The 13,459-nt window shown below is 41.5% G+C and carries 14 protein-coding genes, 1 pseudogene and 1 other annotated feature; of the genes and pseudogenes, 5 read left to right on the plus strand and 10 right to left on the minus strand.

Going from position 1 to position 13,459, the window contains the following annotated elements; translation table 11 throughout:
• Positions 1-14: 14 nt before the first annotated feature.
• Positions 15-347: a ribosome-associated translation inhibitor RaiA gene (gene raiA / locus XBJ1_RS13860; RefSeq protein WP_012989631.1), complete on the plus strand. Its 333-nt coding sequence runs from the start codon at positions 15-17 to the stop codon at positions 345-347.
• A 139-nt stretch (positions 348-486) separates the two neighbouring features.
• Positions 487-607: a sequence feature (Phe leader region), on the plus strand.
• 45 nt (positions 608-652) lie between these two features.
• On the plus strand, positions 653-1,807 hold the full coding sequence (gene pheA / locus XBJ1_RS13865; RefSeq protein WP_012989632.1) for a bifunctional chorismate mutase/prephenate dehydratase: 1,155 nt from the start codon (positions 653-655) through the stop codon (positions 1,805-1,807).
• A 57-nt stretch (positions 1,808-1,864) separates the two neighbouring features.
• On the opposite strand, the gene tyrA is transcribed toward pheA, so the two are convergent.
• The gene (gene tyrA, locus XBJ1_RS13870) at positions 1,865-2,986 is read right to left on the minus strand and encodes a bifunctional chorismate mutase/prephenate dehydrogenase (protein ID WP_012989633.1); all 1,122 of its coding nucleotides are present in this window, start codon (positions 2,984-2,986) and stop codon (positions 1,865-1,867) included.
• A 5-nt stretch (positions 2,987-2,991) separates the two neighbouring features.
• Complete coding sequence (locus XBJ1_RS13875) at positions 2,992-4,086, minus strand: 3-deoxy-7-phosphoheptulonate synthase (RefSeq protein WP_038199188.1); 1,095 nt, start codon at positions 4,084-4,086, stop codon at positions 2,992-2,994.
• A 499-nt stretch (positions 4,087-4,585) separates the two neighbouring features.
• Here XBJ1_RS13875 and XBJ1_RS22605 point away from each other — a divergent pair.
• Positions 4,586-4,762: pseudogene (locus XBJ1_RS22605) on the plus strand (anaerobic C4-dicarboxylate transporter family protein); the annotation flags it as partial.
• Positions 4,763-5,193: 431 nt separating this feature from the next.
• On the opposite strand, the gene rplS reads toward XBJ1_RS22605, so the two are convergent.
• The 5 genes from rplS to ffh all read right to left on the minus strand — a co-directional run bounded on the left by rplS (position 5,194) and on the right by ffh (position 8,726).
• Positions 5,194-5,547, minus strand: a complete 354-nt coding sequence (gene rplS / locus XBJ1_RS13880) for a 50S ribosomal protein L19 (RefSeq protein ID WP_012989636.1) — start codon at positions 5,545-5,547, stop codon at positions 5,194-5,196.
• Between the two features lie 64 nt (positions 5,548-5,611).
• Entirely contained in the window at positions 5,612-6,364 is a 753-nt protein-coding gene (gene trmD, locus XBJ1_RS13885) for a tRNA (guanosine(37)-N1)-methyltransferase TrmD (RefSeq protein ID WP_012989637.1), read from the minus strand.
• Between the two features lie 37 nt (positions 6,365-6,401).
• Positions 6,402-6,950: a ribosome maturation factor RimM gene (gene rimM / locus XBJ1_RS13890; protein WP_012989638.1), complete on the minus strand. Its 549-nt coding sequence runs from the start codon at positions 6,948-6,950 to the stop codon at positions 6,402-6,404.
• Between the two features lie 18 nt (positions 6,951-6,968).
• A complete protein-coding gene (rpsP, locus tag XBJ1_RS13895; RefSeq protein ID WP_012989639.1) occupies positions 6,969-7,226 on the minus strand; it encodes a 30S ribosomal protein S16 in 258 nt (85 codons plus the stop codon).
• A 138-nt stretch (positions 7,227-7,364) separates the two neighbouring features.
• Positions 7,365-8,726 (minus strand): signal recognition particle protein, encoded by a 1,362-nt coding sequence (ffh, locus tag XBJ1_RS13900; RefSeq protein WP_012989640.1) that lies wholly within the window; start codon positions 8,724-8,726, stop codon positions 7,365-7,367.
• A gap of 188 nt (positions 8,727-8,914) precedes the next feature.
• On the opposite strand from ffh, the gene XBJ1_RS13905 reads away from it, so the two are divergent.
• Positions 8,915-9,706 (plus strand): cytochrome C assembly family protein, encoded by a 792-nt coding sequence (locus XBJ1_RS13905; RefSeq protein ID WP_012989641.1) that lies wholly within the window; start codon positions 8,915-8,917, stop codon positions 9,704-9,706.
• Positions 9,707-9,760: 54 nt separating this feature from the next.
• Positions 9,761-11,044 carry an HlyC/CorC family transporter gene (locus XBJ1_RS13910; RefSeq protein ID WP_012989642.1) on the plus strand — a complete coding sequence of 428 codons (1,284 nt, stop codon included), beginning with the start codon at positions 9,761-9,763 and terminating at the stop codon, positions 11,042-11,044.
• A 96-nt stretch (positions 11,045-11,140) separates the two neighbouring features.
• Here XBJ1_RS13910 and XBJ1_RS20930 read toward each other — a convergent pair.
• From XBJ1_RS20930 to XBJ1_RS21575, 3 genes are all read right to left on the minus strand, one after another.
• Positions 11,141-11,835, minus strand: a protein-coding gene (locus XBJ1_RS20930) for an IS1 family transposase (protein ID WP_143827612.1) whose coding sequence is annotated in 2 segments (ribosomal slippage) — positions 11,141-11,580 and positions 11,580-11,835 — 696 coding nt in all. Because the reading frame shifts where the segments join, the coding sequence is not laid out codon by codon here.
• A gap of 182 nt (positions 11,836-12,017) precedes the next feature.
• A protein-coding gene (locus XBJ1_RS20935; RefSeq protein ID WP_143827669.1) for an IS5-like element ISXbo1 family transposase occupies positions 12,018-12,835 on the minus strand; the annotation gives its coding sequence in 2 pieces (ribosomal slippage) (positions 12,018-12,475 and positions 12,475-12,835; 819 coding nt in all).
• A 164-nt stretch (positions 12,836-12,999) separates the two neighbouring features.
• Complete coding sequence (locus tag XBJ1_RS21575; RefSeq protein ID WP_143827689.1) at positions 13,000-13,233, minus strand: hypothetical protein; 234 nt, start codon at positions 13,231-13,233, stop codon at positions 13,000-13,002.
• Positions 13,234-13,459: the final 226 nt, after the last annotated feature.

The raw sequence follows: 13,459 nt of genomic DNA on the forward strand, positions 1-13,459 counted from the left end.
AACGAGGTAACTATATGTTAGTGAACATCACCAGCAAACAAATGGAAATTACCCCCGCAATTCGTAGCCACATAGAAGACCGTCTAAACAAGTTGAACAAATGGCAAGTCAACCTAATTAGTCCACATATCGTACTCACAAAAGAACCACAGGGGTTCTTAGCTGATGCCACAATAGGTATACCAAACAATACATTAGTTGCTAGTGCAAAACATGAGGATATGTACGCTGCCATCAACGAACTACTAACAAAATTAGAGCGTCAACTCAATAAAGTGCAGCATAAGGGAGAAGCACGCCGTGCAGATCACAGCGTTAAAGACTCCAACTTTGACATAGAAGTTTAATCACAGCTTAACCTTATTTAACGCGCTCAATGAGCGCGTTTTTATTGCCCTACAGAGCCTTTCTATTGACACTCCACATCAAATAAGTTAATTAAAGTATATTATTGGCACCATAAAAAAGTAATACACTTATAAATGACATGGCTATAAAACTGTTTTTCTTCTTTTTCTTTTTTACCTTCTCATGAGGAGGTTTTTTCGTTTTAAAAAGGATAAAAAGACGAACAAAAAACCTCCCTATCAATGGGAGGTTTTTTTTTGCAGACCATCATCTATATCCATAATAAAAACGTCAGGAACATGCTATGGAACGAAATTTAGTTAATATACGAGAAGAAATCAGCAGTATTGATGCAGATTTACTGGACCTGCTTGGGAAACGTCGGCAATTAGCCTGTGATATTGCGCAGACTAAACTTCTCGAACATCGCCCTGTTCGAGATAAAGACCGTGAGCGAGAACTACTTAATGTGTTAATTAATAAAGGCAAAATTCATGGTCTAGATGGGTTCTATATTACCCGCCTGTTTCAAATGATCATTGAAGATTCAGTATTAACCCAGCAAGCGTTGCTTCAACAGCATCTGAACCAGACACCTTACGACTCTGCACGCATTACTTTTCTAGGGCCAAAAGGTTCCTATTCCCACATTGCAGCCCGTCAATTTTCGGCGCGCCATTTCAATCAGTTGATTGAATGTAGTTGTCACAAATTCCCAGATATTTTTTCGCTGGTTGAGATTGGTCAAGCAGATTATGGCATCCTGCCTCTCGAAAATACCAGTTCTGGAGCAATAAATGATGTTTATGATTTATTACAGCAGACACCATTATTCCTTGTTGGGGAGATAACCCTGCCAATAAATCACTGTTTATTGATTGGTACCGAGACTGATACGTCAAAAATAAAAACAGTTTATAGCCATTCTCAACCTTTCCAGCAATGCAACCAATATCTCAATCAATTTCCTCATTGGAAGATTGTCTATTGTGAAAGCACGGCTGCTGCCATGCAGAAAGTAGCAGGGCTCAACTCGTCAGAAGTGGCAGCGTTAGGTAGTGAAGCAGGGGGGGCACTCTATAAATTACGAGTTTTGGAAAACAATTTGGCAAATCAGCAAAATAATAGTACTCGCTTTATTGTTGTTGCCAAAAAACCCATTGATGTGTCAAATCAGGTTCCTGCCAAAACCACGTTTATCATGTCAACAGGACAGCAGGCTGGTGCTCTGGTCGATACGCTTATTATCTTGAAAAAACACGATATTATAATGAGTAAGTTGGAATCACGTCCCATAAACGGCAAACCGTGGGAAGAGATGTTTTATATTGATGTACAAGCCAATCTTCGCTCCATGAAGATGCAACAGGCACTTAAAGAATTGTCAGAAATCACCCGGTTCTTGAAAGTCTTGGGATGTTATCCCTCAGAAAATGTGACTTCTATCGATCCCTGTTAAAATAGAAAACCGGATGTTTTCATCCGGTTTCACAATTTGGAATCGATGTAAAATGCACTATATCCGGCTATCACTCGCCTGCTGCAAAAGAGACTGACTCTCTTTCATAAATCGAGTGGCTTCATCACCAAACCACTCATTCACTTGGTTAAAATTCGCAATAAAAGCCGACTTATCCTGACTTTCCAGCATTTCAATCGCCTGTCCAAAACTCTGGTGATAACGGCGGATCAGCTCAATATTTTCAGGACTGGACATAATGATATCGGCATATAACTGAGGATCTTGGGCAAATAATCGACCAACCATAGCCAATTCCAATCGATAGATTGGGGAGGATAGTGATATCAGTTGCTGCAAATCGATATCCTCTTTTGCAAGATGCCGACCATAAGAAAAAGTAGTGAAATGACGTAGCGCTTGAATGAAACTCATATTTTTGTCGTGCTGCTCTGCGCTAATTTGATGTAATCGCGCACCCCATACTGATATTTGTTCCAAAAACCATTGGTATGCTTCGGGCTGACGCCCATCACAATACACGACAACCTGTTTGGCAAAACTGCCCACATCGGATCCAAACATAGGATGCAACCCTAAAACAGGGCCTTGATGAACATCAAGCATCGCCTTTAACGGCCTTTGTTTAATAGAGGCCAAATCAACCAAAACACACTGTTCCGGCAAAGGAGGTAAACGGCGGATAACCTCTTCTGTCAGATGAATCGGCACACTGACGATTACCATCCCTGCATCTGCCAGTATATGTTCAGCCTTATCCCAATCTCCTGACTCAAGAACCCGAACTTCGTAGCCAGATAAAGTCAGCAAGCGGCTAAACAGTCTCCCCATTTTCCCTGAGCCACCAATAATAACCACTGGCATCAGATGGGTACTGAGTTTTTTGAATCCTTTATCGTTCTCACTTACGTAGGACTCTCGCATAATGCGCCGCAAAATATCTTCAATTAAATCTGGCGGAATTCCCATAGCTTCAGCTTCTTGGCGGCGGGAAGCCAGCATGGACGCTTCCCTTTCTGGTACGTAAATCGGCAAACCCAGTTGACTCTTAATTTCGCCAACTTCTGCCACTAAATACATTCGCTTCGCCAGTAACGCCAATAATGCTTTATCTGCCTCATCAATTTGTTCCCGCAATTGTGATAATTTTGCTACCATATCAATTATCCTGCTTTTTCCATCATCATGTTACGTTTTGCAAAACGTGGGGCTATTTGTTGGTGTAATTTTCTTAATACCTGCTCCGTGGTTTGCCAGTTAATACAGGCATCAGTCACTGAAACACCATATTTCATCTCAGAACGAAGCTGTTCTGAAGGCTGATTTCCTTCGTGAATGTTGCTTTCCAACATAATACCAATGATAGATCGATTTCCAGACATAATCTGTTCAGCAACAGAATCCACTACGATGCTCTGACGACGAAAATCTTTATTGGAATTACCATGGCTGCAATCAATCATTAACGATGGCGTTAAACCTGCCTTGATCATTTGGTTTTCGCAGTCAGCAACATGCTCAGAACTGTAATTCGGTTCAGCACCACCACGCAGGATAACATGCCCATTTGGGTTACCTTGAGTTTGTAGCAGACAGACTTGCCCTGACTGACTTATTCCCATGAAGCAATGTGGCATGGCAGCCGCTTTCATGGCGTTAATTGCAGTATTCAAATTACCATCAGTCCCATTTTTGAATCCAACGGAGACAGACAATCCCGATGCCATTTCGCGGTGAGTTTGTGATTCTGTCGTTCTCGCCCCGATAGCTGACCAACTGAATAGGTCTCCCAAGTATTGAGGATTATTAATATCTAGTGCTTCATTGGCCAGTGGTAATCCCATTTTAACTAAATTCATTAATAAACTGCGGGCAATATGCAGCCCAGCATCTATATCAAACGAACCATCCATATGGGGATCACTGATTAAGCCTTTCCAACCAACTGTCGTACGGGGTTTTTCAAAATAGACACGCATAACAATATACAGGCAATCACTTAATTCAGCAGAAAGTACTTTCAGGCGACGGGCATAATCGAGGGCAGCGTCCACATCATGAATTGAGCAGGGGCCACACACCACTAACAAACGAGGATCACGGTGCTGAATAATATCAGCGATGGTATTACGGGCATTTGTGATGGTATGCAGATCGTTGCGACTCAATGGGTATTTCTGTTTCAGTTCCTCAGGTGTGATAAAAATCTGTTCACCAAGAATATGAATGTTATTAAGTGCACCTTTTTGCATGATCATTTTCTATGCCAGCCTTGTTTTGTTAAGTTTTTTTTTGAGTGTCAGGCAGACAACATACCATGCATAGTAAAGAATACAATCCAATTGTGTAAATAATTTACTATTATCGTAAATAATTATTTACATCAAGAGTAAGTATACTATCGGTGACTCTATAGCGTTAACAATTCCTTTGATTTTTTATTTCCATAAAAAAAGATTAATTAATCTAAATATTTCATGAATTGATATCATAATTATATTTACAATGGAAATACTTTATTAAAAAATAAATATCTTTATAAATCATTCAATAAAAACAAGATTTAAATTCTGTCTTTATATATAGATTTCATTAAAATTAACATATTATTTTAATGCTTATATAAAACCATAAAATAATATTTATAATTAATGGCTAAATAAAAAATCTTAAAGACCAGAGTTATTAATTTTTATTCGTTTATTAAAAATAAATATAATAATTCTAGAATTTATCATAATAATCAAATAATTATTAATAGACACGCGTTATGCTGGCATGAAATTGGGACTGATCGGTGATATTACTCTTTTTATACTGACATTTGTTTTTTTTTGGCTGAGACCAAGTAGGCTGCCTGTAGATGTGATGCTCACCATTCTTGCGGTAATCTGTTGTGTATCTACTTCGCAAATTGCGGATGAATTATCGATGTTCCACTCTCAAAGCCACCACTTTTTTATTGATGCCATTTATTCTCGTCTCCACGTTATTTTTGGATCTGGCTAATATATTCATTGTTAACCTATCTCTTTTTATTTTCGCTATCGTGCTCTTAGGAATCCCATACTGTTCAGCTCACCTTCATCACAAATTATAAAGTACTATCTTAATCAAAATCATCTGCTCAATAGTAGTGCCGAATATGAAATTAATTTTTTTCTAAATCAATTTCTCAAAGAAATTTTTTCCTGAAGAAGAAGTGTATGAAGAATATAGTTCAAGTACGATGGCAAGACTCTACTTTTAGACGAGTTTTAATTACAAAAAATACCGTACCGTATAGAAAAAATAATGCCTTGTAATAAATAATTAGAGGCCTGCATATGCAGGCCTCTATAACTTTCGGATGTAGCGAAAGCATATTATCTAGCGTTAAGACGCTCTTTAATACGAGCCGCCTTACCAGAACGCTCACGCAGGTAATACAGTTTAGCTTTACGAACGGCACCACGACGTTTAACACTGATGCTGTCTACGACAGGGGAGTGAGTCTGGAATACACGCTCAACTCCTTCGCCGTTAGAAATCTTACGAACAGTGAATGCAGAATGCAGACCGCGGTTACGAATTGCAATAACCACACCCTCGAATGTCTGCAGACGCTTTTTAGAACCTTCAACGACCCATACCTTAACTTCTACGGTGTCACCCGGACGGAATGAAGGTACGTCTTGCTTCATCTGCTCTTGTTCAATTTGTTTAATAATGTTGCTCATAATAACTCTCTTACCCTAGATAAACTGATATATCAAAGACATGCCTTCACAGGATATGCCTGGATTAACTCGTTGCCTGATCCTGATATTCCTGTTGGAATTCAGACAGCAACATCCTCTGCTCGTCAGTCAGAGCTAGGCTTTCTAGAAGTTCGGGCCTTCTTAACCAAGTTCGGCCAAGCGATTGTTTCATTCGCCAGCGATTAATTTCGGCATGGTTTCCCGACAATAAAACAGGGGGAACTTCCATCCCATCTAACACCTCAGGGCGGGTATAATGTGGACAATCCAATAATCCATCAGCAAACGAGTCTTCTTCTGCCGATGCCTGATGCCCCAATACTCCCGGAATAAACCGAGATATAGAGTCAATCATCGTCATTGCAGGAAGTTCTCCCCCGCTGAGAACGTAATCCCCGATAGACCATTCTTCGTCAATTTCGGTTTGGATAACACGCTCATCAATACCTTCATAACGGCCACAAACAAGAATCAATTTCTCATTTTCTGCCAGCTCACAAACTCCCTGTTGATCGAGTTTGCGCCCCTGTGGTGAAAGGTAAATCACCTTTGCATTAACGCCTGCCGCTGCTTTGGCTGCATGGATGGCTTCCCGTAACGGTTGCACCATCATTAGCATTCCTGGACCACCGCCATAAGGACGATTATCAACGGTACGATGCCTATCGTAGGTAAAATCCCTAGGACTCCAGCATTCAATACTCAACAGGCCATTTTTTACAGCCCGACCAGTTACCCCGTAATCGGTTATTGCGCGGAACATTTCAGGAAACAGGCTAATAACCCCAATCCACATACAGCGTCCCACTCATTTAAACCGTTTTAACCGGAGATTAAAAACTAGGATCCCAATCTACTTCAATAGTTTTAGTAGCGAGATCGACTTTCTTGATAACCTGCCCATCAAGAAACGGAACTAACCGTTCCTTGATACCGAATGCATCTTTCAGGTTTGCTTTTATTACCATCACATCGTTAGAACCTGTTTCCATCATGTCGTTGATAGTTCCAAGGTTATAACCTGCAATACTTATTACCTGACAACCCATAAGGTCTTTCCAGTAATAATCACCGGTTTCCAGTTCTGGTAATTTGGTAGAATCCACCACCACTTCACAGTTAGTGAATAAATTCGCAGCATCCCGATCATCAATATCTTTGATTTTGATGATCAGATCCTGATTGTGGTATTTCCACGTTTCCAGCTCAACATGTTGCCACTGGCCTGAACGCTGAATAAACCACGGTTGATATTCAAAAATGTCTTCGGTACGTTCGGTGGAAGAAAACACTCTGAGCCAACCACGAATGCCATATGTGGAACCCAATTTCCCCAACACTATTGGATCAACAGGCGGCTCCAGGCCCGTTTGCTTGCTCATAGTTGCCACCGCGACAGATTAAGCTGCTTTAGCTGATTTTTTAGCATCTTTGATCAGTGCAGAAACACGATCAGACACAGATGCACCCAGACCAACCCAATGTTCGATACGATCCAGATCTAAACGCAGAGCTTCTGCTTGCCCTGATGCGATCGGATTGAAGAAACCAACGCGTTCAATGAAACGACCATCACGCGCATTACGGCTATCAGTCACGACTACTTGATAAAACGGACGCTTTTTTGCGCCGCCACGAGCTAAACGAATTGTTACCATAACATCCTCATTAGTTAACAAAACAACCAGACTTCATCGAGGAATGAAGTCCGGCTATTCATATAAAAAGCTCGAAAATTTTACTCACTTTGGCGCAAAAAGCAATCCAAAGAGTACTTTCTTTCTCGACTTTGTTAATTATCGCCCCATAAAGCCAGGTGGCAGCATGCCTTTCATGCCTTTCATCATTTTGGCTAAACCACCTTTCTTCATCTTTTTCATCATACGTTGCATTTCATCAAACTGTTTCAGCAAACGGTTAACATCCTGCACCTGAGTACCAGACCCTGACGCAATCCGACGTTTGCGGGAACCTTTGATAATCTCCGGTTTTTCACGCTCTTTACGGGTCATTGAATTGATAATGGCTTCCATTTTCACCAGAACTTTGTCATCCATTTGGGACTTGACGGCATCAGGGATCTGCGACATGCCCGGCATTTTGCTCAACATACTGGTCATACCACCCATATTGCGCATTTGCTTGAGCTGATCAAGGAAGTCATTTAAATCAAAACCATCACCTTTTTTCAGTTTTGATGCGAGTTTCTCTGCTTGGGTTCGGTCAACTTTGCTTTCAATTTCCTCAATCAATGAAAGCACATCTCCCATACCCAGAATACGGGATGCAATGCGATCTGGATGGAAAGGCTCCAATGCGTCTGTTTTTTCACCAACCCCAAGGAATTTAATTGGTTTTCCAGTAATATGACGAATGGAAAGCGCAGCACCACCGCGAGCATCACCATCAACTTTGGTCAGAACAACCCCTGTCAATGGCAATGCTTCATTAAATGCTTTCGCCGTATTTGCTGCATCCTGCCCAGTCATTGCATCAACAACAAATAAAGTTTCAACAGGGTTGATGGCCGCATGAACCGCTTTAATTTCGTCCATCATTGCTTCATCAACATGCAGACGACCTGCAGTATCGACCAACAGCACATCATAGAATTTCAGTTTGGCGTGCTGGATAGCCTTATTGGCGATATCAACTGGTTTTTCCTGTGGATCTGAAGGAAAAAAATCAATATCAACAGCTTCAGATAGTGTTTCAAGCTGTTTGATCGCTGCTGGACGATATACGTCAACAGAAACGACCAGTACTTTTTTCTTATTTTTTTCTTTGAGCAGTTTGCCCAATTTTGCAACGCTGGTTGTTTTACCCGCGCCTTGCAAACCCGCCATCAGGACTACAGCAGGTGGCTGTGCAGAAAGGTTCAACTCACTGTTTACCTCTCCCATCGCCTTAACCAATTCATTCTGAACGATTTTGACGAATTCCTGTCCTGGAGTCAGACTTTTGTTAACTTCATGCCCTACGGCATTCTCTTTGATTCGTGAAATAAAATCACGCACGACAGGCAATGCAACATCTGCTTCGAGCAAAGCCATGCGAACTTCACGCAATGTATCTTTAATATTATCTTCAGTCAGCCGTCCGCGGCCACTGATATTGCGCAATGTGCGCGATAGTCTGTCAGTTAAATTATCAAACATTGTCTCAGCTCAGATATCTACAAAAGGGGCTACCTGTAAGGCAAATTTAGCGAATTATAACACGATGATGATCCAATCTCTGCAAAGAGATTACCAAGTATGATTAACAACGGTTGGAGGCTACCTCAGCTAGCGTTATACTTAAATTTTAAGTTCCATCTAACATTATTGCGAAAACGACAAACGTTATGCCAGTATTTTCAATTATTGCTTTACTTGCTTATCTCATTAGCCTGATGCTCATTGTGCCGGGTTTATTGCGGCAACAAAACAGTTATCAAAAGCTGGCTCTGCTTTTCTCTATTATGGCCCTGATTAATCATGCGATTGCATTGAAATATCAGATTTTTCATGTCAGCAGCGGCCAAAATCTCACGTTGTTAAATTTAGGCTCGATTGTCAGCTTACTCATGAGCACCATTATGACTGTCGTGGCTTTCCGTGGTCGGGCATGGTTTCTGCAACCCATCGTTTACAGTTTCGCCATGACAAATTTAATGCTGGCCAGTATGGTGCCAGGAGCGTTCATTACCCATCTGGAAGACAGTATCGAGTTATTCATTCATATTGGATTAGCACTCCTTGGGTATGCCACCTTACTTATCGCTGCACTATATGCACTACAACTGGGCTGGTTGGATCATCTGCTTAAAAAGAAAAAATTCTCTTTTTCTTCTGGCATGCCCCCTCTAATGACCATTGAACGCAAAATGTTTCACATTACCCAAGTCGGTGTCATTTTACTCACATTGACGTTATGTACAGGAATCATGTACATGGATAATATTTTCGGTAAAGAGAATATTCACAAATCCGTTTTATCTATCATTGCATGGTTTGTCTACGTTATCTTACTCTGGGGTCACTATCATGAAGGATGGCGCGGTAAACGTGTCATTTGGTTCAATCTGATTGGCGCGTTTATTCTGACACTCGCCTTTTTTGGCGGCAGGCTATTACAGGAAATTATGGTTTATTAACGGTCAAGGGATCACTGTAGCCAATCTGTATAAATATTAGAAAGGAATTTTGCTTTGGAGAATGTTTCAACAAGCACATTAATCATTATTCTTGTCATCATGGTCATCATTTCTGCCTATTTTTCTGCCTCAGAAACTAGCATGATGACCATAAACCGTTATCGATTACGCCATCTGGCAAAACAAGGTAGCCGTCCTGCACGGAGGGTAGAATCACTACTGCGTCGTCCTGACAGGCTGATTAGTCTTATCCTTATCGGTAATAACCTCATCAATATTCTGGCCTCTTCACTTGCCACTATTGTGGGGATGCGTCTTTATCAAGATGCAGGTGTTGCCATCGCCACTGGCATACTGACTTTTGTGATTCTAGTTTTTGCTGAAGTAATGCCCAAAACTATCGCTGCACTTTATCCAGAAAAAGTGGCATTTCCTAGCAGTTTCCTACTGCGCCCACTGGAAAAAATCATGCTTCCCCTTGTGTGGGCATTTAATAAAATCAGTTTACTGCTGATGCGCTGTCTAGGCATAAAGACCTTTGACATTCGCAGTGATGCTGTCAGCAAAGATGAATTGCGCACAATTGTGAATGAGTCAAACACCAATCTCTCACGCCGTAATCAAGATATGCTTATTTCAATATTAGATCTTGAGAAAGTGACTGTTGCCGATATCATGGTGCCCCGTAATGAGATTGTCGGCATTGACATTAATGATGACTGGAAGTCAGTGATGCGACAACTAACTCATTCACCACATGGTAGAATTGTGCTTTACCGCGATTCTCTCGATGATGCCATTGGCATGCTGCGTGTACGTGAAGCCTATCGCCTCATGATGGAGAAAAAAGCGTTTACGAAAAGAAATCTGATTAAAGCCGCAGATAAGATCTACTTTATTCCTGTCAGCATCCCGCTGAACACTCAGTTGATTAATTTCCAACGCAACAAGCAAAAAGCTGGCTTAATCGTTGACGAATATGGCGATATTCAGGGGCTTGTTACTGTCGAAGATATTTTGGAAGAAATTGTCGGTGATTTTACTACTTCTATGTCCCCTACTTTAGCAGAAGAAGTAATGCCACAGAGTGATGGTACTGTTCTAGTTGATGGTACAGCTAATATCCGCGAATTAAACAAAGTCTTCGGCTGGGCATTGCCTGCAGATGGACCAAGAACAATGAACGGCATGATTCTAGAAGAGTTGGGTGAAATTCCCGAATTGAACGCTCAGGTGCAGATTAATAAATATAATTTTGAAATTCTATCGGTACACGGTAATGTCATCAAACAGGTGAGAGTGACTCCTATTAATCAAGCAGAAAAATTTTCTGAATAAGTAGGTATTATCACTATTAGTGTGGCTTTGTTGAATAAATCAGGGCCGGGATAGAAATAGCCTTTATGGTCATGTATTAAATGATTAGATTAGGTATTAAAAATAATGTTCACGTTCAATAAAGGTTCCTATCACTTTATCGTGCATTTCTTCCGATTTTGAATACCCAATGGTTTTTCTATTCAGCCTTTTGATTCGGGTACGATGCGTTAAATTCGTTCTCTCTATACGCTGAGTAAACGCCTTTCCAGTCAAGTGCTCTTCCTCGGGAAGTGGGTCATAAACAACATAGTCATCCGTGCAGTAAAACCGAATAGTAAAGGAAGATAAGAGGGTAAGCAGCTTGTCTAACGTTTTTCGACTGCGATCGCCAAAAACATGAGCCACTATTCGCTTCAGGCGGGGTTCCCAAGCATACCAAAGCCAGCGTTGGTTTTTCTTATTGCCGACAAACGACCATTGCTCGTCGATTTCACAGACAATCTGGATGCCACATTCCGCAAGGGGAAGTGTCGTTACGTTTCGGGGTCTGAGGTTTTTAATGTTTTCATGACGGTGGCGGTGGCGACTTTCAGGATCCGAGCGGTGTCACGAATTCCCCCGTTATTCATCGCGATATCGACAATCTGTTCTTTAACGCCGGGTTTGCAGGCCTGATAGGTATACGCCAACTGAAAGACCTTACAGCAGCTATAACAGCGATAACGAGGATGTCCGCCATTTCCTTTCCCATGTCCTTTGACCTGTTCTGATTTGTGGCAATAACGGCAATAGACATCAACTTTGGCCATACTTCATCCTTAAAAAGCCGGAAGCATATCACAGCAACTAACCATTTAATACATGACCGCCTTTATCGATCTGGGGCTAACCACCTGGACGGTCACATTTAATCGGAAGTGGTGATTACACAAAATACTAAACAAGGTCGAAAAATCTGCAAAACAATATGCAAATGATTCCTTCTAAGAGCCTATCCCAATAGGATTATATTCCAGACAATTAAACTACAAGCCAAATGAAGCATGGCTTCATAATTTTCAACCCGTTTTTCCCAACGAACCAGAATACGACGAAAACGATTAAGCCAACTGTGTGTCCTTTCAACAACCCAACGGTTCACTTTAAAATCATATTGTTCGGCCAGCGCATCTTGTTCTTCTTTTCTTGATTGTATGCAGGGGACGTATCCACGGGTTTTTAATTCTTTTTCCAGCCATTCCGCCTCATAAGCTTTATCCAGATGGAGTTTGGTTCCATAACCCCGGCGTCCTGTCTGTAAACCGTCCAGGGTGGCTATAACAAGTCTGATATCATGAATATTAGCGGGCGCAACGGCAATCGCTAATGGCAAGCCCTGTCCATCCGTGAGCAAACTTCGCTTTACGCCTTGTTTTCCCCGGTCTGTTGGGTTGCGGCCTGTTTTTTTGAGCCGGCCAGGGGCGCTTTAGTCAAACAGCCATCCAGTGCCAATTTGCCCCAGTCGATAGCCCCTATTTTTTCACTGGCGAGTAAGCCATTTTGCCAGAGTCGCTCAAAGACGCCTCCCGCCACCCATTCCTGAAAACGGCGGTGAGCACTGCTTGAAGAACAAATCCCTGTGGCATTGAGGGCATTCCACTGGCATCCGGTTCGTAACACAAAAAAGATAGCATTCATAGCGGCCCGATTATCGACACGGCGGCGATGGCAGCCCAAAGGGTGATGGGTTTTATGTGGAGGGAGTAAGGGTTCAATTTTCTGCCAGAGTTCATCAGAAATGAACCATTGGGCTATTGATTTCTTATTCATGAAAAAATCCCCTAAATGTAAAAAAACAGGCTGACTATAATATCAAATATCTCCTATTGGGATACACTCTAAGTCTAAATTGTATATTTCTAGTCTACTATCCCTGATAGGAACATACTCCCCTGAAGGAAATATGTTCCTATCAGGGATAGCGTTTTTCAATTTCAATAGTTATCCATTCTTACCCCTTTGTCCATCATACCCGCCGTTTGAACCCGATTTTCTACCTTTCCCAGCATCGCCTCCATCGCCTCCATTGCCTCCATTAGCATCACCATTGCTATCACTGCCACCTGACGCACCATCACCTCCATCGCCACCGTTACCGCCATCAGGTGCACCGTTACCACCGTTACCGCCATTACCACCTGATTGTCCCGAATTTTTCCCGTCTCCACCTTTGCCTCCATCCTTGCAATTACTGTTAGGTATTCCGTTTTTACCATTTTGGCCGGGTTCTCCATTTAATTTATTGCAGTCGGATGTTTTTACACTGAGTTTGTTTTCGGATTCAGCATGTAATGATGAAAAAGGAAAACTTAATATAGATGTCATTATGATAATTGTGCTTAGTTTCATTTTTATTTATCTCCGTAATATAAAATTTATTTATAAAAACCAAAT

This window comes from Xenorhabdus bovienii SS-2004 (assembly GCF_000027225.1).
GTDB classification, from domain to species: domain Bacteria; phylum Pseudomonadota; class Gammaproteobacteria; order Enterobacterales; family Enterobacteriaceae; genus Xenorhabdus; species Xenorhabdus bovienii_C.

Bases quoted from the DNA above. Each gene is read 5' to 3' on its own strand.
- raiA (WP_012989631.1), top strand. From the start codon at position 15: ATGTTAGTGAACATCACCAGCAAACAAATGGAAATTACCCCCGCAATT.
- pheA (WP_012989632.1), top strand. From the start codon at position 653: ATGGAACGAAATTTAGTTAATATACGAGAAGAAATCAGCAGTATTGAT.
- tyrA (WP_012989633.1), bottom strand. From the start codon at position 2,986: ATGGTAGCAAAATTATCACAATTGCGGGAACAAATTGATGAGGCAGAT.
- XBJ1_RS13875 (WP_038199188.1), bottom strand. From the start codon at position 4,086: ATGATCATGCAAAAAGGTGCACTTAATAACATTCATATTCTTGGTGAA.
- rplS (WP_012989636.1), bottom strand. From the start codon at position 5,547: ATGAGCAACATTATTAAACAAATTGAACAAGAGCAGATGAAGCAAGAC.
- trmD (WP_012989637.1), bottom strand. From the start codon at position 6,364: ATGTGGATTGGGGTTATTAGCCTGTTTCCTGAAATGTTCCGCGCAATA.
- rimM (WP_012989638.1), bottom strand. From the start codon at position 6,950: ATGAGCAAGCAAACGGGCCTGGAGCCGCCTGTTGATCCAATAGTGTTG.
- rpsP (WP_012989639.1), bottom strand. From the start codon at position 7,226: ATGGTAACAATTCGTTTAGCTCGTGGCGGCGCAAAAAAGCGTCCGTTT.
- ffh (WP_012989640.1), bottom strand. From the start codon at position 8,726: ATGTTTGATAATTTAACTGACAGACTATCGCGCACATTGCGCAATATC.
- XBJ1_RS13905 (WP_012989641.1), top strand. From the start codon at position 8,915: ATGCCAGTATTTTCAATTATTGCTTTACTTGCTTATCTCATTAGCCTG.